The organism is Desulfovibrio sp. An276, assembly GCF_002159665.1.
GTDB classification, from domain to species: Bacteria; Desulfobacterota; Desulfovibrionia; order Desulfovibrionales; family Desulfovibrionaceae; genus Desulfovibrio; species Desulfovibrio faecigallinarum.
Map to the genome: position 1 here is coordinate 1 of NZ_NFJC01000016.1, position 23,542 is coordinate 23,542.

At 55.5% G+C, this 23,542-nt stretch carries 22 protein-coding genes; 12 read left to right on the forward strand and 10 right to left on the reverse strand.

Translation table 11 applies throughout. The features are described from left to right. The first annotated feature begins 163 nt into the window (after positions 1-163). On the forward strand, positions 164-376 hold the full coding sequence (locus tag B5F76_RS07885) for a hypothetical protein (protein ID WP_087353050.1): 213 nt from the start codon (positions 164-166) through the stop codon (positions 374-376). Between the two features lie 609 nt (positions 377-985). Here B5F76_RS07885 and B5F76_RS07890 read toward each other — a convergent pair. The 3 genes from B5F76_RS07890 to B5F76_RS07900 all read right to left on the reverse strand — a co-directional run bounded on the left by B5F76_RS07890 (position 986) and on the right by B5F76_RS07900 (position 4,281). After that, complete coding sequence (locus B5F76_RS07890; RefSeq protein WP_087353051.1) at positions 986-2,440, reverse strand: IS256 family transposase; 1,455 nt, start codon at positions 2,438-2,440, stop codon at positions 986-988. A gap of 377 nt (positions 2,441-2,817) precedes the next feature. After that, positions 2,818-3,471 carry a hypothetical protein gene (locus B5F76_RS07895; protein ID WP_087353053.1) on the reverse strand — a complete coding sequence of 218 codons (654 nt, stop codon included), beginning with the start codon at positions 3,469-3,471 and terminating at the stop codon, positions 2,818-2,820. 21 nt (positions 3,472-3,492) lie between these two features. Then, the gene (locus tag B5F76_RS07900) at positions 3,493-4,281 is read right to left on the reverse strand and encodes a hypothetical protein (RefSeq protein ID WP_087353055.1); all 789 of its coding nucleotides are present in this window, start codon (positions 4,279-4,281) and stop codon (positions 3,493-3,495) included. A 121-nt stretch (positions 4,282-4,402) separates the two neighbouring features. Here B5F76_RS07900 and B5F76_RS14495 point away from each other — a divergent pair, with 121 nt between their 5' ends. Then, entirely contained in the window at positions 4,403-4,597 is a 195-nt protein-coding gene (locus B5F76_RS14495) for a hypothetical protein (RefSeq protein ID WP_144268422.1), read from the forward strand. 434 nt (positions 4,598-5,031) lie between these two features. Here B5F76_RS14495 and B5F76_RS07905 read toward each other — a convergent pair whose 3' ends face one another. The 6 genes from B5F76_RS07905 to B5F76_RS07930 all read right to left on the reverse strand — a co-directional run bounded on the left by B5F76_RS07905 (position 5,032) and on the right by B5F76_RS07930 (position 11,094). After that, a complete protein-coding gene (locus tag B5F76_RS07905) occupies positions 5,032-5,691 on the reverse strand; it encodes a hypothetical protein (protein ID WP_087353058.1) in 660 nt (219 codons plus the stop codon). Between the two features lie 24 nt (positions 5,692-5,715). Next, positions 5,716-6,498 (reverse strand): hypothetical protein, encoded by a 783-nt coding sequence (locus B5F76_RS07910; protein ID WP_087353060.1) that lies wholly within the window; start codon positions 6,496-6,498, stop codon positions 5,716-5,718. 378 nt (positions 6,499-6,876) lie between these two features. After that, entirely contained in the window at positions 6,877-8,538 is a 1,662-nt protein-coding gene (locus tag B5F76_RS07915; protein ID WP_087353062.1) for a hypothetical protein, read from the reverse strand. A 166-nt stretch (positions 8,539-8,704) separates the two neighbouring features. After that, positions 8,705-9,358, reverse strand: a complete 654-nt coding sequence (locus B5F76_RS07920) for a hypothetical protein (RefSeq protein WP_087353064.1) — start codon at positions 9,356-9,358, stop codon at positions 8,705-8,707. A 21-nt stretch (positions 9,359-9,379) separates the two neighbouring features. Further along, on the reverse strand, positions 9,380-10,186 hold the full coding sequence (locus B5F76_RS07925) for a hypothetical protein (protein WP_087353066.1): 807 nt from the start codon (positions 10,184-10,186) through the stop codon (positions 9,380-9,382). Positions 10,187-10,365: 179 nt separating this feature from the next. Continuing rightward, the gene (locus B5F76_RS07930; protein ID WP_087353068.1) at positions 10,366-11,094 is read right to left on the reverse strand and encodes a helix-turn-helix transcriptional regulator; all 729 of its coding nucleotides are present in this window, start codon (positions 11,092-11,094) and stop codon (positions 10,366-10,368) included. 76 nt (positions 11,095-11,170) lie between these two features. Here B5F76_RS07930 and B5F76_RS07935 point away from each other — a divergent pair, with 76 nt between their 5' ends. Continuing rightward, complete coding sequence (locus B5F76_RS07935; protein WP_144268423.1) at positions 11,171-11,965, forward strand: hypothetical protein; 795 nt, start codon at positions 11,171-11,173, stop codon at positions 11,963-11,965. Positions 11,966-11,986: 21 nt separating this feature from the next. Here the strand turns inward: B5F76_RS07935 and B5F76_RS07940 are convergent, their stop codons facing one another. Beyond that, complete coding sequence (locus B5F76_RS07940; protein WP_087353072.1) at positions 11,987-13,402, reverse strand: ABC transporter substrate-binding protein; 1,416 nt, start codon at positions 13,400-13,402, stop codon at positions 11,987-11,989. A gap of 365 nt (positions 13,403-13,767) precedes the next feature. Between B5F76_RS07940 and B5F76_RS07945 the strand changes: the two genes are divergently transcribed. The 9 genes from B5F76_RS07945 (at position 13,768) to B5F76_RS07985 (ending at position 23,535) form a co-directional block, all read left to right on the forward strand. Further along, entirely contained in the window at positions 13,768-15,036 is a 1,269-nt protein-coding gene (locus B5F76_RS07945; protein ID WP_087353075.1) for a TMEM43 family protein, read from the forward strand. 33 nt (positions 15,037-15,069) lie between these two features. After that, entirely contained in the window at positions 15,070-15,333 is a 264-nt protein-coding gene (locus tag B5F76_RS07950) for a hypothetical protein (RefSeq protein ID WP_087353077.1), read from the forward strand. 81 nt (positions 15,334-15,414) lie between these two features. Next, positions 15,415-16,896, forward strand: coding sequence for a leucine-rich repeat domain-containing protein (locus B5F76_RS07955; protein WP_087353079.1), 1,482 nt, complete (start codon positions 15,415-15,417; stop codon positions 16,894-16,896). A 90-nt stretch (positions 16,897-16,986) separates the two neighbouring features. Further along, positions 16,987-18,612 carry a bifunctional metallophosphatase/5'-nucleotidase gene (locus tag B5F76_RS07960; protein ID WP_239406997.1) on the forward strand — a complete coding sequence of 542 codons (1,626 nt, stop codon included), beginning with the start codon at positions 16,987-16,989 and terminating at the stop codon, positions 18,610-18,612. 82 nt (positions 18,613-18,694) lie between these two features. Then, complete coding sequence (locus B5F76_RS07965; protein WP_204218350.1) at positions 18,695-19,966, forward strand: DUF805 domain-containing protein; 1,272 nt, start codon at positions 18,695-18,697, stop codon at positions 19,964-19,966. 31 nt (positions 19,967-19,997) lie between these two features. Beyond that, positions 19,998-21,470, forward strand: coding sequence for an ankyrin repeat domain-containing protein (locus tag B5F76_RS07970; protein ID WP_162608757.1), 1,473 nt, complete (start codon positions 19,998-20,000; stop codon positions 21,468-21,470). A gap of 32 nt (positions 21,471-21,502) precedes the next feature. Further along, a complete protein-coding gene (locus B5F76_RS07975) occupies positions 21,503-22,456 on the forward strand; it encodes a hypothetical protein (protein ID WP_087353083.1) in 954 nt (317 codons plus the stop codon). A 9-nt stretch (positions 22,457-22,465) separates the two neighbouring features. Next, positions 22,466-22,966, forward strand: a complete 501-nt coding sequence (locus tag B5F76_RS07980; RefSeq protein WP_087353085.1) for a hypothetical protein — start codon at positions 22,466-22,468, stop codon at positions 22,964-22,966. A 5-nt stretch (positions 22,967-22,971) separates the two neighbouring features. Beyond that, complete coding sequence (locus B5F76_RS07985) at positions 22,972-23,535, forward strand: LemA family protein (protein ID WP_087353088.1); 564 nt, start codon at positions 22,972-22,974, stop codon at positions 23,533-23,535. The last annotated feature ends 7 nt before the right edge of the window (positions 23,536-23,542 follow it).

A 23,542-nucleotide genomic window follows, 5' to 3' on the forward strand; every position in this document is an offset into this window, starting at 1 on the left:
AATGGTTCCTTATACAAATTAGACTTTGCTTTGACAAAGACCCAAAAAGCAATCGCACAGGCTTTTGGTCTGAGCCAAGATGACATTCTATGCAAAGTAAATGAGATTTTGAGTCACCTAGCCGAACTGAAAGAGTAAGTTATCGCTAGTTAGGAGTTAAAAAATGGGCAGAACTAAAACATTACGCTCGATTGACGCTAAAATTGAAATATTAAAAGAAAAAATTCAAAAGACTAAGGCTCGATATGATAATCTATGTAGTGAACTGGGCACCTTGCAACAAGAACGAGAGAATGTGATGGCCCATGAGATCTTAGTCGCACTTAAATCTAGCGGCAAGGGCTATCAGGAGCTGATGACTTTTCTAGGCCGGTGAACACCACTGGCTGGCCGTTGAGTGGTAATTTTTGGGAAGTTCAGGTCTGCGAAAAAACAAACTCCGCAAAAGACAGCTTTTATCGTGCTCGATACTTTAGACAAAAAAATATGATATGAACATGCCATCTTCTTATGAAAACAGCATTACAAACGCAACGTGGCCTTACCTTTGATTGGCTACCTGACTGATGATGAAAAACAGGTAGTTCTGCTACAATGGCCCTAGTTTCGATTTAATCTGGCAATAGCTCCTAAAAGGAAAGGGAACTCCGTTTTGGTGGAAATGCTCCCATCAATTGGGCGATATGCCTACGGAGTTCCCAATGAAAAATTTTAATAGCGTCTATCTCATATGGGCTTTTCCAAAGATATCTTTTGCCGATATCTGGTCTCCTATGATACGGAGGGGAGACAATTTTGAGATCAGTCACAGGAAGTCAAATCTAAAAAATCGTGTGGAAGAAGTTATAGAATAGGCTGTTGTCGAGCTCACCACCACATTTCCCGCATATGGGTAAATCGGCAAAACAAAAGCATGCATGAGAGTGTCAAGTATACTGTGTAAATTCTGTTTGGAGATAGGGGGGGAAAATTGTCATCTGCTGGCCTAGCAGCCGGTCGAATCCATATATCGAATACAAAGCTCTTCGTATTCTTCGATAGCCATCAATTCCTCACGTATTTTCGTCCAGTTAGGAATTGCTCTCCGGCGCCAGTTGGATGCGAGCCCCTTCTCGCATCGCAACAGCATGCTGGTGAGAATGGCCTTTTCACTGGAGTACGCACCTTTCTGCACTACCGTGCGTAGACTACTATTCAATGATTCCACAGCGTTGGTAGTATATATGACCTTCCGAATGGAGGAGGTCACACTGTAGAGGGGAGCTACGAACTCATCGAAATTCCTCACCCAGAACTTCACTGCGGCGGGATTGGAAGCTTTCCACTTGTTCTCCAGAGCACGCAGTGCTGCCTCCGCCGATGTCAGGTCTGGGGAGCTGTAGAGAGGTTTGATATCGGCACACCACTCCTTCCGCTCTTTGTATCCTATATGCCTGCAACTATTGCGAATCATATGTACTATACAACGAAATGTACGGGCATTGGGATAGATAACCTTCAGACCATCAGCCACACCGGTCACGCCATCCATGGAGACAAACAGTAACTCCTCGAGGCCCCTGGAGCGGAGCCCATCGAAGATGTTCACCCAGTCCTGTTTGGACTCACAGGCTCCCCTCATTTCAAGGTGAACGAGCTCTTTACGTCCATCTGCGTCGATGCCGAGCACGACGTAGACCGGCCGTTTGTTATCCTTGGAGGAGAGTTTGTCGTCGCGGAACGGTACGTAAAGACAGTCGATGAAGAGGAAGGGGTAGAAGGGCTTGAGCTGACGTTTCTGCCATGCCTGCAGTCGCTCGCTAAAGTTTTCAACCGTCATGTGGACATACTCGTGGGAGACCTTCACGCCCATGAGTTCCTCCACGATCCGGGCGGCGGAGCGCAGGTCGTTGCCCTGAGCGACAAGGGACAAGAGCTTCTCCTGGAGACCAGTCACGTCCTTGGGGAAGACAGCGGAAGCGAACGTTCCTTTGCGGTCCCTGGGACAATCAACTTCAATGGTTCCACCGGAGGTGTGCATTTTTCGCGGACACGAGCCGTTTCGATAGTTGCGCGCACCTTTCCTCCTCCCATTCCCCTCGGACACGTCAGAGGGGGCGTCAGAGGCGATTTCATCAGGGGTGTCATTCGACTGATTTGGAAGACGCTCGTACTTGTTGTAGCCTAGATGGGCGGCCAACTCGCTTTCCATGAGCATCTCGGCTGCCTTCTTGAACCAGACAGCCCCCATGGCGGCAAGAATAGAGCCCCCGTTTTCGGCCTGGTACTGAGCAACGGCTTTGGCCAGTTTGCTCTTGTCAGCACAGTCGTTGAGGCTCTCTAGGGCCTTGAGACCGGTGCCTTGCATGTCAAAGAGAGCCTGTATGCATTGGAGCATCATGGTGTCTTCTTCACGAGATGTGACAGTCTTGGCCCGAGTGGTCTTCCTGCTTGTAGTCATATGAAAAGCTCCTTGTGTGTACTATTCCTTGAGGTTGGTTGGCTTGAGGCGTGAACTATCACAGGCTGCGTCCAACTCAAACTTCCATCTGTGGGTCTGCGCCGCCCCCCAGGAGAGGGGGTACCCCCTCTCCTGGGGGGCGGTTCCCCTACCTCTTCAACCTCAATTTACACAAAGGATCTTACACTACCCAATGCCAGAATGAATACTTTATCCCTATTTCGATTCAATAGATACGATATTCTCCCGACTGATACTTCTGGTTTTCCATTTTCAGATATAATGGAAAACATCGGACAGAGCTTTTTCATTCAGTTTAGGGTTCTTTCTGTCAGTCAAGAGCCAACATTTTTACAGGAAAAACCTTATCAGCTGTCTTAGCCCATAGCCTGTTCCGTAAACTCAAAGCTTTTAAGCTGCAATTGTCCGTCCTGATAATGTACTATGACGTGGAATGTAGCCTCTTTCCATATGATTTCCCCGCCGTCTACTTCTTTGAAACGCTGGAGTCTGCCAAACATTTCCCAGTGTTTTTCATCTATGGGCTCCATCATCTCCACGTTGGCATAGCCTGGCAGTAAATCATCCGGGGACAGGTTGCATATATTGCCCGTTTTGTCGCTCAGAACGGAAAAATCAATAAAATAACCGTTACCATCAAAGTAGACTCCTTCGAAGTCTCCGTGCCTGCTCACTTCCTGACCAAAGATGGTTCGGGCAATCTCTTCCACCCCATCCTTCGGCACATACCCCCGCAAATTTTCAGATATGCCTTGGAAAAAACTAGGATGTTCATCACGATCCAGACCACAGACTGAGCCTTCAGACAGGATGAGGAAAAAGAGCGCATCCCGGCACAGCTCGTTCTGGGATTTATGAGCACTCTTTGTCAGGCCCATGCTCCACAGGATAAGCAAATTATCCTCCATGACGAGCTGCTCCGCCCGAGACGGGAATGCTCCTTGCGCGAAAGTGGGTAGGGGACAGAGCAGCAGGCAGGCCAATATCACCAAAAGCAAAACCTTGTTCATAATTCGCCTCGCTGAAGAAACTTACTGTGCGTTGAAGTCGAGGGAAAGGATGCGCCAATACTTACCCGTCTTTTTGGCGATCAGGCGGAATGTATCCCGCTTGGTTACTCGCAAGATATCGCCTTCTGCTTGATACAGGCCACGCACTTCGCCTTCCATGATCCATGCGTCATTTTCAGGGTACAGATTAAACGGCTGGGCGAAAGCGTCATGCTCATGGTACAGAGGCCAGGACTCGAACAGCCGGATATCATCGACGAACAGCCCTTCCTCCTTCCGAAAGAAGTAGTCGGCCTGAGGCAGGGCCGATCTGTCGAAAGACCAGCCCAGCCACTCCTGCGCCACGCTCTCCAATTTTGCAAACGTAACATAAAGCCTGTACTGCTCTGGCACTCCGTTAAAAAGCCGCAGAAGTTCTTGCTTATCCTCTTCATTGTCACACGCTTCAGGAAAATTCATGATGCCTTCATTTGAGGCCATCACCATGAGCTGAAGCACTGAGCGCGCAACGAAAGAAGGAGAAAGCTGTCCGTTTTCCACCAGACCGAAGGTCCTCGTTCTCGGTGGTGACATGTCTTTAGGCTGCCCCTCGCCGATACCGACACGCAGTTTCCAGAACGAGACTACATTGTCCAGCAAAAGCAGCCTCTCTGGACGACTCATCAATTTGGCCACATTGTTCAGCTCGTGTACTTTCTCAGAATTTACATTCAGGGGAGGTCGGGGTTGGATGGCACGAACCGGAGCTGCAATACTCAGACACAGGGAAAAACACGCTGCGAACAACAGACGTGTGTGTAGGCCTTTCATGGTTCCCTCCTCAGGCGTTAACTACACTACCAGTTGATAGCAGTTCTACCCTGAAAGGGGACAGCTATGCATCCTCCTTGTGATGAAAAAGGAATAAAAAGCCAGGGAAAGGGGAGTCATCATGAAGATGAAGCAGGCGTCTGATGCCCTTCTTCAGCTTCAAGGATTACCGCAGTGCTTCAAAACGTTCTATTTTGCCTCCTGTCCGCCATCATCTGGATATGGACCATCATCTCGTGACTGGCAGCAGGTCAGTGAAGGACTCAAGGAAGAAGAACGGGACGGCAGCGGACACTTCGTCAAACTCTCCAGATGAGGGACCTCACAGGAACTTGCCCCCTGCTGCTCCCCCCTGACGGAACATCAGGACGCCTCATGCCCTCATGATGGCACAGACATCCAAAATACAAATGAAGCTTAGCCCGAACGAAAGGCGCTCCTCATGAGAGCGCCTTCTTTATTAGTAGACAGGGCACATGACCGATACAGTCGTTTTCAGAAGATCCACAGGGACAGCCTGAGCCTCCCCCCCATCCCAGAATCATCAAAACCAAAACGATGCTTTTTCCAGAATGAATGCATACTTCCTTCCTAGTTTGAGCCAAGCGATAACAATGCTGCCCGGCTGATATTTCGAACTTCCCTCTTTCAGATATGGTGGAGGACCTGCGAACTGACTCTTCCATGCCACGTCAGGCCCTCTCAGATGGTCATAGTACTATTTATAGGAGAAATGCCCGTTCACTCTTTTCAATTCGTAGCTAATTCCGTGATATTAAATCTTTTCATATACAATTTTCCGTCATGATAATAAGCTTCTCCCTCGAACAATGCACTTTTTAATATAACCAGTCCTCCATCTACATCCTTCAGTATACGAAGAAGCTTGGCATACACTGTCCAGCTGGTATCGCTTATAGGCTCCGCTATCGGCTGATAGACATGACCAGGCCGCCGGTCGTCCGGCATCAGGTGACACAAATACCCGGTTTTATCGCTCAGAACGGAAAAATCGAGAAAATAGCCGTTACCGTTAAAAAACGTGCCCTCGGGAGCAACGTGCTGACTCACTTCCTGACCGAAAATGGTTCGGGCAGCCTCTTCCACCTTTCGTTTCGATATGAATCCCTGATAATTTTCAGGTATGCCCCGGAAGAGCTCAGGATATCTACTACGCTCTACGCCACAGACAAATGAGTCTTCAGACAAAATGACAAAGAAAAGAGCATCCCGGCACAGCGTGTCCTGATTCTTAGGCTCACTCTCCTTCAGGCCCATGCTCCACAGAACAAGCATGCTATCCTGCAGGAGAAGTTCCTCCACCCGGGACGGACCGCTGTCTTGTGCGGGTGCAGAGAGGGGACAGAACATCTGACACATCAGTATCATCAACAGCATGATCTTTTTCATGATCCACCTCACTGAGGAAAGACTCTACACGCTAAAGTCGAGGGAAAGGATACGCCAGTGCTTACCCGTCTTTTGGACTACCAGGCGGAACGTCTCGCACGTGATCACGTCCAGGATATCGTTTTGCGCCTGCTGGAAGCCCCATACTTCGCCTTTCATGATCCAGGTATCCTGTTCGAGGTAGATCTTGAAAGGTACGGCGAAGATGTCATACTCGCGGGGATGGAACATGGGACTTGGCCAGGATTTCAGCAACATCTGTACATCGGCGTACAGACAGTTTTCCTTCTGCAGAAGGTAGTCAACCTGAGGCAGGGCCGACTTATCAAAGGGCCAGCCCAGCCACTCCTGTGCTGTGCGCTCCAGTTGCTCAAAAGAAATATATATATCGTACCGTTGCGGCACATCGGCAGGGCGAGGCGGAGCCTGCCACTCCGGCCCGCTAAGCCTGGGAGCATCAGCATCCCTCAACATGATCTGAAGCGCAGCACGTGCGACAAAAGAGGGAGAGAGCTGTCCGTTTTTCACAAGACCGAAGGTCTCAGCTCGTATCATGTCGTCAGGCTGAACCTGGCCGATACTGACACGCAGTTTCCATAACGAGACAACATTGCTCAGCAAAAGCAACCTGTCCGCACGATTCATCGACATGGACGCATCTTCCGGCTCATATGGCAGCTCAGTATCTGCCTGTACTTGAGGGAACACCTGCGCGGCATCCTCGCCTGCACGGACCGGAGATGCAAAAGTCAGACACAGCGAAAAACACGTTACGGACAACAACAGACGTGTGCATAGGCCTTTCATGGTTCTCTCCTCAGACGTTAAATATACTACCAGTTGGTAGCATGTTTACCCTGAAAGGGGACAACTATGCATCATCCTTGTGATGAAAACAGGACAAAAATCTAAGGAAAGGGCAGTCATCATGAATATGAAGCAGGCTTCTGACTCCCTTCTTCTGTTTCAAGGATTCTGTCATAGCATTTTGTGACGTTCAGTGCTGAAAGACCGCACCTTGGCCCCTCCCCTGCAAAGAATCTGGCGAAGACGCACGGAGCAGGCCAAGGTGATGCGCTAAGAACATCGTGCCCTGATGATTCCCTCTTCTTGCCTCGCTCTCCTGAAGACCTGCCTCTGGACAAGTCCATGGCACGCGAAGTCTGCATCGGTCCCCTGCCGGTATCAGCGCCTTTTAAGGAACAATCCCTCTGCTGTTGCCCCGTCTCCCACACGGTGTCGGCAGACCTTGCCATCCACATAGCTGGAAACAAGGAAGTCGCTGTACAGTGCTATTTCTATGGCACAGTTTGCGTCTTCTTCGATAAGTATGCGGTTGCCATGCAACCGTGCCACGCCAGTCTCACCAGACAAGGCATCCTCAGGAAAACAGGCTGTCCTGTAAAAGGGCGCTCCGGTCAGCCCTATGATGCGATACCTGACGGTCCCGTCATTATTGATCCGCAGGTTGACCGTGCCGTCATCGCACTTGTCCCCGACGCTGTAGGCGTATGTCCCGGAAGCATTCGCCGCATCGAATATCCAATCATAGGGGGCATGTGTCCTCTTGACGGCGCTGATCTTGATGGGGAATTGCTTGCTGCTCTTGAAGCTGTACTTGCCTTCACTCTTCTCGATCATTCGCGGGCGGCCGGTCCATGTGCCCGACAGGACGCCGTCGGTGAGCGTGCCGGTGATGGTGCCGGAGATGTCCCCGTTGGGCAGCATCTCATAAAGACGGAAGGCGCCGTCGGCCTCTTCCCGGCCCAGGATGCGGATGGGCTTTCTGGCCTTGGTGGCCGTATAGACGATCTCCCCGGAGACGATGCCCTCCCGGCTGTCGAACCAGAGGGCCACGGGGATCTTGTTGTTGATGACGCCCTGGCCTTCATAAAAGCTGACCTGCGCGGCAGGGGCCGTGGCCGCATCCGCGCCCTTCTTCGGCGCCAGTTCGGCATCGATCAGGGCGGCGAAGCGCTGCTTCAGGCCCTGGGGAGCCTTCTGGCCATTGGCATCCACAGCGGCGATGAAGTCCCCGATCAGACGCCCGGTCAGAGTACCCTGATAGGTCTGGGCAAGGGGACCCAGTATCTCGTTCTTCTGCCAGTTCCACCGGTCAATGACCCCGTTGGGGCCACGCGACGGAACGCTCTTGAAGAACATCAGGTCCACGATGCTGTGATAGCGCTTGAGGGCATCGGGCGCATAGGGATTGCCCGCATGGGCGCGCAGGAACTTTTCCAGCTGCGCGGCCCATTCGGCCATGTGCAGATGCGGCCAGTACTTGTAGTATTCCTCACCGCCCAGATCCTCGTCGCTCATGGGCTGGGAGACCAGCACATCCACAAAGGCCCTGGCCGCCGGGCTGAAGTGGACATGCTTGTAGAAAGCGGCATAGTCCAGACGCAGGTAGGCCAGCCCTTCCTCCATGGTGGGAACGAGAGCCAGCGAGCCGAGGTAAGCCAAGAGCTTCTGATCCGCGGGCGTCAGCGAGCCCTTCTTCATCAGGGCCTGCTGCACCCAGCGTTGGAGCACGGGCTCCACGAGCTCCGAGATCTTTTCCTTGACCGAGTGTCTCCGGAGGTGGCTCAGGTAATCCACCTTCATGTCCAGCAGATAGCCCATGATCCGCCGTTCATCGTTCTTGTCGATGGCGGACAGCTCGTTGTTGCACAGCAGGACCCAGTGCTGCACGGCCTTCAGGGTGGCGGCCTCATCCACGGCCCCACCGCAGGCCACGTCGGCCGGGACGGGCGTCTTCAGCAGATCCACAGGGACGGCCTGAGCCACGGCCGCCCATCCCAGGAGTATCAAAACCAACGCAATGCATTTTGCCAATGAATGCATAGTTCCTCCTGATTTCAATTCAGTCGATTACGGTGTTGTCCAGGCTGTGCTTTCAGCCCCTTTTGCAGATATGATGAAAGATCCTCGAACAGGCCTATCATTCCGTTTTGGGGCCTTTCAGCCATCCACACTCCCATGCGTTTGGGAGAAGCTCCTCATCCAGCCATTATCCCATGGCCTGTTCCGTGAACTCAAAGCTCCTGAGCAACAGCTTGCCGTCCTGATGATGCACGATGACGTGGAATGTGGCCTCTTTCCATACGATTTCCCCGCCGTCCACTTCCTTGAAGCGCTGGAGCCTGCCGAACATTTCCCAGTGTTTTTCATCTATGGGCTCCATCATCTCCACGTTGGCATAGCCTGGCAGTAAATTATCCGGGGACAGGTTGCATATATTGCCAGTTTTGTCGCTCAGCGCGCCAAAATCGAGAAAATAGCCGTTGCCGTCGAAATAGGACCCCTTGAAGGCCACGTGCTGGCTCACTTCCTGACCGAAAATGGTCCGGGCGGACTCCTCCACCTTCTGCATCGGCACGAAGCCCATGTACCTTTCGGGGATACCCTGGAAGAGATCAGGGTCCATACGGCGATCCACACCACAGGCCGAGCCTTCGGACAGAATAAGGAAGAAGAGCGCATCCCGGCACAAGGCCTCCTGGGATTTGGGGGCACTTTTCGTCAGGCCCATGCTCCAGAGAATGAGCAGATTGTCCTTCATGACGAGCACTTCCGCCCGGGACGGGGCGTTCCCTTGCGCGGAAGCGGAGAGGGGACAGAGCAGCAGGCAGGCCGATACCACCAAAAGCAAGATCTTGTTCATGATCCACCTCGCTGGGGAAACTTACTGCATGTCAAAGCCGAGGACATGGAGGCGCCCGCGGTCGTCCGGCATGCCGTCATTGCCGAAGAGAAGGGGGTGCCGGCCGTCGCAAAAGCCGAGGAAAAGGATGCGCCAGCAACCGTCCGTCCTCTTGAGGTGCATGCCGAAGTTTTCCCGTCTGCTGATGCGGCAGATATCGCCTTCCGCCTGCTCGGGGACACGTACCGTGCCTTCCATGATCCAGTTATCTCCGCCATGCTGGTACAGATTGATGGACAGGGCGAAGGCCCGCTGCTGATGGCGCAGGGGCCAGGACTGGAACATGGCGTCATAGTCGAGGAACAGGCCCTTTTCGCCCAGCAGGATGTAGTCGGCCTTGGGCAGGGCCGCCTTGTCGAAGGGCCAGCCCAGGTACTCCCGCGCCGTGGCCTCCAGGACCGTGAAGGGAAGGTAGACAGTGTAGCGCTGCGGCACCTTGTCAAAGACGCGTATGCTCTTCCGGTCTTCGGGGGTGGCGACCATCTCCGGGAGGAGACGTTGCGTGCCGGCATCCGGGTCCACCAGCTGGAGGACGAGGCGTGCCACAAAAGCGGGAGAGAGCTGTTCGTCTTTCACAAGGCCGAAGGTCTCATGCGGTGCCTTGTCTCCGGGCTGCTTTTCGCCGATGCCGACATGCAGTGTCCAGAGCCGGGCCACAGTGTCCTGCAGGAGCAGGAGATCGGCGCGGCTCATCTCCGAGGTATCCTCATGGGCACGGGCCGGGGCCGCGATGGTCAGACACAGGGCAAGAAACGCCACGAGCAACAGGCGTGTGCGTATGCCTTTCATGGTTCCCTCCTCAGGCGTTGGATAGGCTGCCTGTTGGGAGCGTCATAGCCTGACACGGGATGACCATGCATCATCCTTGCGATGAAAAACGCGCAAAAAGTCGAAAAAACGTGTCATCATGAAGATGAAAAGAGCAGAGCCCCCTGTCCGGGGGCTCTGCTCTTTGGGGATCGGGGTACTCAGCCTTGCTGCCTGCCCGTCATCATCTGGATGTAGACCATCATTTCCTTGTAGGAAGTGACGTTGAGCTTGGCGTAGATATTCCGGTTATGCGTGCGGATGGTATTGATGGACAGATTGAGCTTGTTGGCGATCTCATGTGAGTTGAGGCCGGTGATATAAAGATCGAAGACGATGCGTTCTGTTTTCGTCAGGGTCTCTATCTGATTGACGAACATGCGATATGCGCTCAACTCCACCTGGTCAGCGTCGCGCATTTCATGGGCGTTTTCTCCCATCTGGCAAATGAGTTCCTGCTCTCTGGCCTTCATGAAGGCAATGAGTTCATCCAGCTCCCGGATCTGGGTCGTGCCGCCTGAGCCTCCTTCCTCCCTGGCATTGCGTATGCCCTTCAGGACAGGTGCCGCGTAACAGCGGGAAAAGAATATGGCCAGCAACAGGGCGATGGCCAAAAAGATCATCAGGAAAGACGCCACAAGGATATAACGATGCATCAGCATGCTTCGTTCCCGCTGCTGGGGCAGCAATACCGCGGCAACCCAGGTGGCATCTTCGCCAAAAAGCGGAAGCGGCGCCAGCCGCAACGGCTTTTCCCTGCCCACAAAGACGATCTCGCCATCGCTGTAGCGGTTGTAATCTTTCTCTGCAGTGACCTTGTAGACGGAAGAGTCCTCCGGGATGGCCAGGGCAGGCCCGTCCTGAAAACCAGCTCCGGTGTCCAGGCTCACTCCCCCCCCCCTCGGTATCTTGCTGCCGCAAGGCTAGGACCCCTGTCAGACCGGCCAGGGGAGGCGAAAGATGTGCATGGGCCAGCTTGAAAAGCAGACTGCTGATCTCAAGGCCACAAACCCCGTATATCTCGCCGTTCTCCCCGTACATGGGGATGCAGATCAAAAGCACTTTTTCCCATGTCCCGCGCAGATAATGCGCCTTGGCAAAAAAATAGCTGTTTCTCGGGGCCTGTTTTGCCTCCTGGAGCAGTTCATCCCATTTGGAGATATGGGAGATGTCAAACTCCATGTCCCAGTTATTGTGGATGGCAAAGCGATAGCGGCTGGCAATCTGCGGCATCCCGCGCAACCAGGCCACAGGCGCCTTTACCGTATTGAAATTAACAGGCGTGTTGATCTTCAGATAGACACCGCAGCGCGACGTGGCTGCCTTGGGAAGCGAGCTGTTGAGCGTCGCTTCCAGGATGATGAACGCCCCGGTGGAACGGGATTCCCTCAGGCTCTGGATCAGCAGGGGGATGCTTTCATACTCCAGCTTGCCTATGAGCTGCGCATTATCCGTCACGTCGCTGAACGCAGCGTTGTTCTGGGCCAGGGTCTTTTCGACAACACGCGTCAGCTCAGGAGCAAGCCGCTGGCTGGCAGCGACGATATTGCCCATATGCAGGGAAATATTTCTTTCATATACAGTAAGATAATCATCCATATCCTCGCCTATCTTCTTTTGGGAAGCCGGCAGGAAATCAAAGATGAAAAGCAGTGTCAGCAAAATAATAAGCAAAATAAGGACAAAAGACAAAAAATACACACCAAGACGCACCCGCAAGGGAAGCTTTCCTGTTCTAAAAGAAAAGAGAGTAGGTTGTAAAAATCGCATGACAGCTATTTATCAATAAAAAGGTACGTCTAAGTGTTTCTTCATCTGCATCAGCGTTGACCGGACAACTCTGTCAGAGTTGTTGTCAACACTGAACCATGTTCCACGATATGTGGAAAGGACATCACGCAGGGCCATCCCAAACCGCTTTTCCAGTTCGCCATAATGTTCAAAATCAGGAGCGGGAACAAACGTGGACGTTTCATAAAGTGACCGCAGTACCTTGTAAGCTTGCCAATAGCGATCATTAAGAAAATCGGCCCGGTTTGCCTGCATCAGCTTCTGGAAGGCTTCCTTGTGAACAGGCATGTACCCTCCCTGTATGGTGAGGGAAAGATTGACTTCCGGACTGGTGATCCACTTGCAGAATACTGCGGCAGCGTATTCCTTTTTCGGGGTGGAGGCACATGCGTACAGAGCGGAGCCCCGCTGGATGTCCAGCCGTTTTGCCCCTCCGAAACGCGGGTCGGGAAGTACCGTCAACCTGAGCGGGAGGGTCGTATTGTCCCTCAATGTAAGGGTATCATTGAAGTAAAGGATGGCGGCGGAAGAACCTACACCGCACACGACCTCCCCCATCATCATGACGGTGCTGTTATAGCCGGGATTGAGCCACAGCTGTCCGTTGGCTGCGGCCTTGGCCAAAGGACGCCAAATCTTCAGCAGGACAGGATTGTCCCAGCGGATGCATCCTTTCTCGAAAAAGGGTTCTCCCAGCGCCTCCGAGTTGAGCATGGCATAGTGTATCCAGTCGTCATACATGAAGAAAGACTTGCCGCCGGACCATTCATGGTAACGGTCGGCCGCACGGAATATGCCGTCCATTGTCGCGAGATCGGCATGCGTTATGCCTGTTTCCCGGCTGAAGGGCTCAAAAAGGGTGTCATTGACATAGAGAAGATTGGTGGATTTGGCAAAAGGGAACCCGTAAAGCGCATCGCCTATCATGCCTTCTTCAAGAAAGGCCGGAACATAGTTCTTCAGCTCCTCTTCACTGAAATACTTTTTCCAGTCCAGAAGCCTTGCGCTGTCGATCATGGCCACTGTTTTTGGGTAGCATGTGAAAAGGTCAGGCAGTTCTTCACTTCCCGGATCCTTACGGGCTGACGCCACGAGCTCGTCATGGATGGTCCAGGAACTGCTGACGGAAGTGACATTGATGATGATGCCCTGCTCCTTCCCCACCGTCTGGTTGAAACGGTCGATCAGCATATTCATGGGGGAACGGGCCTGTGCGCCATACACATGCCACATGGTCAGGGTGACGGGCTTGTCAGGATCAAGCGGAGAATCGGTACAAGCACAAAGCAGAAGGACATGCACAGCGAGCATGACTCGCAGGAATGTCCGGCAAAGCACTCTTGCACATGCCGCCGGCTTTGCATCCGGCATCGTGCCGTGCTCCATATTGTCCTGCCATACGCGCATAACCAGTTCCCCGAAAAAGGCCAGAAAAGTTTATCTTGTTTATTTCATATCCTTTTTTGCAAATAAGCTCAATCTGTCCATGCATCCGGCTTGCGTACTTTTCTCAAAATAACATCTGTTTTCTCAAAGAGATACGTCTTTTTTTTCATCACCAGGATGAAATCTTTTTTACCAGGCGAATGAAGCATTTTTCATTGTTGTGATGAGATATTTTTTCTTACCGAACGGCTTGGTAAATAAAAAAAATGCTCCCTGCTCATTACAGGGATGATGCCCTGAACGAATCCTTTGCCTATCTTCCGCATAAGAAGCGGGGAAGTTTGTGATCCCCCGGAACTGCGCAACCGCTTAGCAAGGAAAAAGCCATGAGCAACGAAAACGATTCTTACACGGAAGTCACAAGCACCAGTTGGTTTTCCCGCCTCGGAGATTCCTTCAAGGGGATCGGAACAGGTTTCCTCCTGATCATCGCAGCCACGGCCCTGCTGTGGTGGAACGAAGGCCGCACCGTGCGCACGGGCGATGCCATCGTCGAGGCCCAGCTGGCGACGGAGCCCATGCCCGCCATCACCAAGGTCGACAGCGCCTTCGAGGGCAAGATGGTGTATGCCACGGGTCGTGCCGTCACGAAGGACGAGCTGACCGACCCGGTGTTCGGCGTCAGGGTGAACGCCATCAAGCTGCGCCGCAAGGTGGAATACTACCAGTGGGTGGAGCACCGCAGATCGGAAAAGCGCCAGAAGCTGGGCGGCGGGGAAGAGACCGTCACCACCTACACCTACTCGAGGGAATGGGTGAACCACCCTGTGGATTCCCAGTCCTTCAAGCAGATGGTGGGCCACGAGAACAAGACCCGCATCCAGACTGAAGCCGCGGACTGGCTCGCCCCCAACGTGACCTTCGGCGCCTACCGCTTCCCTGCCTTCCTGGCCCGCTCCATCGGCGGTGAGAAGCCTCTGGACATTTCCCTCACCGATACCCAGCGCGCCGAACTGCAGAAGGCTTTCTTTGCTCCCAATGCCAGCCTGGATGCATCCCAGGTGGTGGGCCAGCAGGGTGCCAGCATGATCCACACCCAGACCAACACCATCTATGTGGGCCGTGAGCCCGGTGCCCCGTCCATCGGTGACGTGCGCGTGACCTTCTTCGAGACCCCGGCTGCCGAGGTCTCCATCCTCGCCAAGGTGAACGGCGATACCTTCGTTCCCTTCCGTGCATCCAACGGCAACACCTTCTCCCGCCTCAGCATGGGCATACAGGACATGAACAGCATGTTCGACGCCGCCAAGAGCGGCAATGCCACCATGGCCTGGATCCTGCGCGGCCTGGGCCTTGTACTGTGCGTCACCGGTTTCGGCATGGTCTTCGCCCCCCTCAAGGTCCTCGCCGACGTCATCCCCCTGCTGGGCAGCATCGTGGGCGCCGGTACGGGCCTGGTGGCGGGTCTGCTGGGCACCGCCTGGTCGATGGTCATCATCGCCATCGCCTGGATCCGTTTCCGTCCCGTGCTGGGTGCCTGCCTGCTGGGCGCGGCGCTCGTCCTGGTGATCCTGCTGTTCGTCAAGGGACGCATGAAGAAGTCCGCCCCCACCGCCCCGGCCCAAGATCCCTCGGAACCGGCTCCGCGCTCCTGACGGAGTCGCCCCCTCAACCCCAAGGAGCAAGACATGAAGAAGCTCATCCTGGCACTCTTTGTCCTGCACGCCTTCTGTGCGACGGCATGGGCAATGGAGCTCAAGTGGGACAGGTACTACGTGTATTGCACCGCCAGCGGCAGGCCTGAGGTCGGCAACGGCAACCAGGTCTCGAACTACCTGAGGAGCTTCGGGAACAATCCTTCCGTCGACCTGATCACCTATCCCGGTTTCAAGGACAAGGCCAAGGCCGACGCTTATGCCCGCTCCCTGCGCGGCAGATGCCCGAAGAAGTGATGCCGTCCCCGGTGGCGGCCCGCCCTCACCCCCCAAAGACATTTGGACAACGCATTCCATAAAAAAGCAGGAGGAAGCCCTATGTCCGTAAAGAACATCCTTTGCACCATGTTGGCCCTGGGCCTGAGCGTCTCGGCGGCCTACGCGGCGCCTTCCGTCAACCGTTCCGGCTCTTCCGTCATCGTGAAAGAATCCCTTACCGATGAAGGCCTCAGCCAGGCCAGGGAGATAGCCGGCAGCATCAAGACGCCGGAGTTCAAGCTCGAGGGCGTCAAGGATGCGGACCTGGCCAAGTTCTGCCAGGCATTCCCCAATGCCAGCCGCCTCAGCGTCAAGGGTGGCCTCACGAGCATCGCTCCTGTGGCAGGGCTCAAGAACCTGACCTATTTTGAGCTGGAAGCCAACAATGTGACGGATATGTCGCCCCTGGCCAAGCTCACGCAACTGACCAGGATCAGCCTGAAGAGCGAGAAGATGGGCCCCGACCTCAAGTGGATGACGGGTCTGACCGCCCTCAGGGAGATCGAGATCAACGCCGGCAGCGCCCTGACCTCCTTTGAAGGCTTCCCCGCTCTGAAGGGTGATCCCCGCGTGGCCCTCAACGGTGCCTCTCCGGCCGACCTTTCGCCGCTCAAGTCCCTGGGCAGCTCCAAGCTCGAACTGAGATACTGCACCATCCAGGACCTGTCGCCCCTGGCCAGTATGCCCAACCTGCGCGAACTGAGCCTCTATGGCGCCACGGTGAAGGACTTCAGCCCCCTGGCCAAGTGCGCGAAGCTGAAGCAGCTCTCCTACTATGCCGTCAAGGATGCCGACTTCTCCACCCTGGCCGCGCTGAAGCAGGTCACCGAGCTCGATGGCGGTCTCACCAAGCTGGACAACATTGCCTTTGTGGCCGAACTTCCTGCCCTGCGTGAGTTCGACATGTTCGCCGAATACGTGACCGACTACTCCCCCCTGGGTGCCTCCAAGGTGGAGAAGCTCCAGATCTGGAACATGCGTGCTCCCGACTGCGACCTGAGCGGTGTGGCCAAGGCCAAGACCCTGAAGGACCTCCGGCTCTGGGGGGTGAACGGCGCCACCAATTCCGCCGCCCTGGCCAACCTGACGGAACTGCAGAAGTTCACCATCGCTTCGTCCTACAATGAAAAGAAGGGCGATCCCTTCGACATGGCTGCCGCCAAGGGCTGGGGCAAGCTGAAGGAAATGAGCATCAGCGGTACCAAGGTCGTGAACTCGGGCGAGATGGCCGGCTGCACCTCCCTGACCAAGCTGACCCTGATCCGGGTCAACAAGGAAGGCGAACCCTTCAGCCTGGCCGGCGTGGCCAAGATGCCCGGCCTGAAGAGCATTACGATCAATGACAGCCAGATCGCCAACTTCGAGGCCCTGGCCGGCTGCACCGAGCTCACCACCTTTGAGATGAAGAAGGCTGCGGGCGTCACCAGCCTGGCTCCCCTCAAGTCCCTGCCCAACCTGAAGCGGGTGGTCGTCTCCAAGGGCGCCTTCCCTGAGGCCGAACTGGGCGGCTTTGCCCAGACCGTGAAGGTCGAACAGCGCTAAACCACAGCAAGGGGCCGCAAGCGACAGGCCTGCGGCCCCTTGCCGGTCCAGTAACCAACAAGGTCTCCAGCCTTCCCCGGGGAGGACACCATGCCGTATCTGTCCCATCACGTGGCAACAGTCTGCACAGCGCTCCTGTTCCTTGCCCTGTCTCTGGTGCAGGGGGGCTGTTCACCCGCGCGGCATGCCTCCCCGGCGGAAGGCGCTCTTTCCCTGACCATCCTGCATACCAACGATACCCATTCCCACATCGCGGGCATCAACAAGTACGGCAATGCCTGCTTCGATGACACGGATTGCCGCGGCGGGCTGGCCCGCATCGCCACCGCCATCCGCACGGCCAAGTCGCAGAACGACAATGTCATCGCCCTGGATGCCGGCGACCAGTTCCAGGGGACCCTTTTCTACAGCGTGAACAAGTGGCCCATGCTGGCCGAGCTGGACCAGCACATGCCTTACGACGCCATGACACTGGGCAACCACGAATTCGACGAAGGCTGTCTGGAGCTGACGCGCTTTCTGGCAGCCCTCCCCTTTCCCGTGCTGGCAGCCAATCTGAAGCCTGCAAAGGGCTGCCCCATGCTCAAGGGCAACTATACTCCCTACACCCTGCTCACGGTACGCGGGCAAAAGGTGGCCGTGGTGGGCATAGCCAACAACGAGGTGGTGAGCCTGGCCGCCGCCTGCCCCCGCACATTTTTCGAGGATACGGCCGCCTGCCTGCAAAGGACGGTCAGGGATCTGGAAGCGCAGGGCGTGAAGCACATCATCGCCCTCACCCATATCGGCCTGCCCGAAGACAGAAAGCTGGCCCGCAGCGTGGACGGCGTGGACATCATCGTGGGCGGCCACAGCCACAGCTATCTGGGCCCTGATTCCGAAGAAGGCCCTTACCCCATTATCGAACGTTCCCCCTCGGGGCAGCCTGTACTGGTGGTCACTGCCAAGCGTGCCGCGCAGTATCTGGGCGAACTCAATGTCATTTTTGACGCACAGGGCGTTCCTCTCCGCTGGAACGGTGGCGCACGGGAGCTTGCTGCCCCGGAAACGCGCGATGCGGAAACAAGCGCTCTGGTGCAGAAGTATGCCGCCAGCCTGGACGAATTCCGCAACCACAAGGTGGGCAGCCACCATCTTTCCCTGCCTGACGGCATAGACGCCTGCCGGGAGGACGACTGTCTGGGGGGCAGCCTCATCGCTGACGCCATGCTGGAATACGCCCGCCCCTTTGGCGGCCAGGTGGCCCTGTGCAATGGTGGCAGCGTGCGTGCCGCCCTGCCCTCGGGCGATATTTCCCGGGGCGACCTGCTCAGCGTCATCCCCTTCGGCAATACGCTGGTGATGCGCGAGATCACGGGAGAACGACTGCTGGCAGCTCTTGAACACGGCGTTTCCGAAGAAGGCGGCCAGGGCCCGCGCCTGCTGCACACCGCGGGCCTGCGCTATGTGGTCGACGCCGCGCGTCCGGCGGGTTCCCGCATCGTCAGGGCAGAGATCCTGAACGAAAAGGACACGGGCACGCCCCTCGATCGCAAGGCCCGCTATGTGATCGTCACCATCGAGTATCTGGCGCGCGGCGGGGATGCGTATGAGATGCTCAAGGACAGCAAGGTGATCCCTTCGCCCGAACCCATCGATATCACGGTGGTGGAAGACTACCTGAAGAAGCATTCGCCCCTGCCCCAGCCTGAGGGCGAGCGCATCATTCGCCAGTAGACGGCCCCGGAAACAGCGGGCACCGGATCTGTCCGCACCGGTAATGCAAGTATCTCGACGGGTTCTCCCAAGGAGGATCTCCATGAACAGCGCACAAAGCATGCCCCCTGACCTGCCCATGCTGGGTTTCCCGGAGTCCGTTGTCCGCTGCCTCAGGAAGTACGCCACCTTCCGCGGACGTGCCACGCGGGCGGAATACTGGTGGTTCTCCCTGTTCAATACGCTCCTCGGCATGGTGGTCTACGCCGCGGTCCAGCACCTTATGGGCACGGAAGCAGCGGATGGGGCCGCAAGCATCGTCCAGCTCGCGCTCTTCCTGCCCATGCTTGCCGTGGGTGTGCGGCGTCTGCACGACATCGACTTCCGCGGCTGGTGGATGCTGCTGGGCCTGACCGGCGTGGGCATCATCCCCCTGATCATCTTTTTCTGCCTGCCCGGCAAGGCCGCGCCCAACCGCTTCGGCGCCCGTGAATACGGGGCACAGGCGGGAATGACGCCGGAGCAGCAGGCAGCACAGCAGCCTGGACCCGTCGCGCAGACAGCGCCGGTACCCCAGACGGGACCGGCAATGCAGACCGCACCGGTGACGGAGGCCGCACCTGAACAGCAAGTGACAGCGGCAGCGCGGACCGCGCCGGTGACACAGCCTGAAGAGGCTTTTCCGCCAGCGACGGAAAAGCCGGCGGAAAAGGGCCATACGCGCCTTGTGGGCATGCTCCTGTGCCTGTTCTGTCTGGCGGGCCTGAGCCTTGCCACACCGTCGGCCGGGATCGCAGCCGACGCGGGCCAGTCTGCTTCCGTGGCCTCGAACCCGGCCGCGCCCGGCGCCTCTTCCGCATCCTCCTCCCCCTCCTCCGGGCAGGGCATGGAACAGGGCATCCAGGAAGCCTTCGGCGGTCTCATCTCCGTCATGGGGGAGGCCATCGGCGGCATGACCAGGGGCATGCAGGAAGGCGCTCGCGACCTGCAGGCCCAGCTCGACGGTTCGGACGGCACACGTGTCATCAGCAGCGGTAAGGATCTGGCGGCCCTGACCGAAACGCGCGTGCTCAAGGCCGAACAACTGGAAGACCGCTCCTGGCGCATCACACTGGCCGTCCGGAACCCGCAGGAATTCCCGGTGCGTCTGGCCGGGCTTACGGAGAAACAGCAGGTTCTTCTGCTGGATCAGGAAAATTTTGTCTACGAGCAAACCCCCGTCGGAGAACGCCTTATGACAGTACCGGAACGGGCCGCACAAAAGCTGACATTCTTTTTCCCTGAACTGGATGGTTCCACGCCCAAAAACATACGGCTGTACGGCATGGATTTTGCCGTGCCTCACCCCATCGAGGTCCGTACTATATCCCAATAAACAACCGGCAGACCACATGGGAGGCTCCCTTATGTCAGTCCGTCTGTTCCCTTACTGTTTTGTTCTGCTTCTGGCAGCATTCGCTCTGGGCGTGCCCGGCACCGCAGCGGCAACCACTGAATTCCTAGTCCTCAATGACTATGCGCAGGCCTGGGCAGACAAACAGGAATGGGTATATGAAGGTATGCAGGAAAGCGATGAGCCTGTTCCTCACAGGGAAGGCGATGCATGGAATCAAGAGGACAGCTCAGGTCTCACGGTTCTTGATTATGCCCTGTTAGGTGCTTCCGCACAGGAACTTGGTGCTGTTCAGTCTATGGTCCAGCTTGGTGCGCGCCCAGGCACCGGAAAAGCGGAAGCGTATCTCGGCCCGCCTCTGAATCTGGCCAGACTGGCTGTTCGCAAGGCTCCTTTGGAGGAATGGCGCAGCACCATAAACTTTGGCGGAACGAACGAAATACTACCGAACGGTTTCACCCCCCTGCTGTGGGCGGCCGTGTTCCAGCCGGACGCATCGGTACTGCACGCGCTGATAAAAGGCGGAGCAGATCCGAAGAAGGGACTGCCCGAAGAGGCCGGAGGACAGAACATTCTGCACATTGTTGCTGAACAGGGATGGGATCCTCAGGCTGTCCATATCCTCATCGATGCAGGTCTGGATGTCGATGCCGTGACCAATCCCCAGATGATGGGGGAAACTCCCTTCATGGTGGCCGTCCGCAGAAACCAGAACCCGCAAGTTATCAAGGCCCTGCTGGAAAGAGGCGCAGATACGGAAGTCCGGGACAGCCAGGGACAGCGTGCATGGGAAGGGTTATGGCCCGAGCGTGAAGCCTGGCTGAAGGATGCCGGTCTGGGCTGGCTGTGGGACAATGCTGCGCGGCAAAAGCGGGCGAAGAGAGAACGTTCTGGTGGACAAGCTGCATCAGGTATTGCCCCCCCCAACCCCGCTTCCACCAGCGTTGAAGGGCAGACGCAGAATGCGCTCATGGACACGAATGCTCCGGGCATTCAAGCCCCGCTTGTCAGCAACGCCATGCCGTACGAGAGCATGTCTGTACAGGCTCTGATTACGGACAGCGACAGGATGGGAACCAACGTGCGCGATGCTCCCTCCGGCAAAATCATCGCTACCATCCCCTTCCCGGTCAATAACGAGCTGCCCGATGATGAGAAGCTGACGCGGCGTGTAGTCACACTTCTGGAAGAGCGGAAAGGTTGGTTCAAGGTTCTCTACTATGGCGACAAGCAAGGCTGGATGCACAAAAGCGTGCTGGGTGCCTATGCCTGCGCAACCGAGGATGGGGATGCCCGCCTGAAAGCCAACCCCGATTACAATGCCCCTAAGGTGGCCATCCTGCCCACGGATACGCCCCTGCGTCTTCTGAGTGTGCGCGGCGCTTGGCTCAAGGTCTCCTGCACCACCAAGACGGGGCGAAACGTCAGCGGCTGGCTGCCGCCGGAATGTGTATGGGCAAATCCCTATCGGCATGAATGGCGCTGAAAGCCCGATAACACTCTAAGCAAGAGGCAAGAATGCATCTCTCCCTGTTCTCACTGGTGCCGGCCTTTTTTCTTCTTTTCCTGCCTTCGCCCTGTTCAGCCAAAAATTTGGATAGTGTGCGTTCCTTCTCCTACGTTGTTTCCGGCATGATGGCACCTCAATCTTTCCATGTATGGACGACCAGAGACGGCAAAGTCATGATGCAGGTGAACTACAAAGAAAAAAAATATCGCCGGGAAGCCAATGGCTGGGTGCTGGAACACTTATCTATTCTTGCCGCACACCACAACATTATTGCCTGGACCAATCATCGGGACAAACCACTTCCCGATGGCATATATGCATTGGATGAAGGATCCTATTCACTAAATGTCCTGTGGGATTCGGGACAGAAGCTATCCATCTCAGGCCGGACTCTGTCGCAAGGCTCCCAGGCTTTTATCTCGGATCTTATGGATTTGTGGGAAAAAACTGTACAGCGCTATCCCTATGAACCTCCAAAGGAAATACATTCTGACAAGATCCGCTTTTTCTCATTTCATGAACACTTGGAACAAAACGAAAACACATGGCTGATGCTATGCGCCCAGGATTTATCTTCTCAGGTAAACGTCCGGATCTGCCGTGGGAACATAGCTGGCAACAAGGAATATTACAAGACTGCCCCCCTCTTTCTGCAAAAGCTGAATGGACTAATCAAGCGGCACAAGCCAAACCTCTGGAACGATAAGGCCAAGGCCGCACAAATAGATAATGATGCAACGGCCGTCCCTTACGTGACTTTTTATGTGGAGTATTATCCAGAGCAAGATGATGCACCGGATAATGAATACTATATTCACAATTATGGAGATGCAACACCTCTGGAGATTATTGATGTTGTGTTTAATCCTACTGAATATCAAGGATATATACATTTTAAGAAGGAACTCCTCGCGCTATTTGAAAACGTAATGCAGAGCAAGAAATACCGTTATGGAGAATAGGAGGGAAATATGATGAAAACGAGCCTGATTCCTGCCCTTGTGGCACTCATGATCACTTTGGGCATGATGAACACAGCCTATGCGACATCACAGACCGGCCTGCCCGCGCCCCTGTCTGTAAGGGAAGCCCCGGATCTCCTGAACAAGCTGACCGTTGGGGCGTATGAGCTGACCGTCACCTCCAATCAGGACTACACTGTCAAGCTGCTTGTCGCAGCCCAAAAAACTCTGAGGAACTTCAGCATCATAGCCATTGAGTATGTGCCCAACAAGGATCCCAATGATACGACCATCAGATTCAAAAAGACAAAGATGCTTTATACCCTGCCACTGTTCAGTCCGGACAAGCCCCTCTATGCTCTTGTCGAAATGATAGGCAGCATACCCAATATCGGGTTTTCCTATGCAGCGGAGGATGGTACAACCCCTGTTTTTTCCCTGAATTACAACGGAAATGACGGCTCTCTGCACCTGTATCCCGTGAACATCGTGAATGAAGAAATGGAGTAGACATTATGATTACTGTCATCATCATAGTAGGTATTGCCCTAACGATCGCCATAAGCCTCATTCTGCTCTATAACGGCATGGTGAATGGAAAAAATATGGTGGATGAGGCATGGAGCGGCATCAGTGTCCAGCTCAAGCGCCGTCATGACCTGGTCCCCGTGCTGGTCAATTCCGTCAAGGGATACATGACCCACGAACAGGAGACGCTCACCAGGATCGCCGAGCTGCGCGCCAGCGCTGTTTCCGCCTCTTCTTCCGGATCGGTGCAGGCCATCGCCCATGCGGAAAACCAGCTGATGGGAGCCTTGCGTTCCCTGTTCGCCGTATCGGAGAACTATCCCGACCTGCGCGCCAATGAAAATTTCATGCAGCTCCAGGAGCAGCTTTCCCTGCTAGAGGACGAGATCCAGCTGTCCCGCCGTTACTACAACGGCACGGCCCGCGACCAGAACAACCGTGTGCTGCAATTTCCCGGCAATCTGGTGGCCCGCTCCTTTGGCTTCGCCAGAGTGGAATACTTTGAACTGGCCGACCCTGCGGAAGCGGAAGCGCCAGAAGTGAAGTTTTGAGCCATGA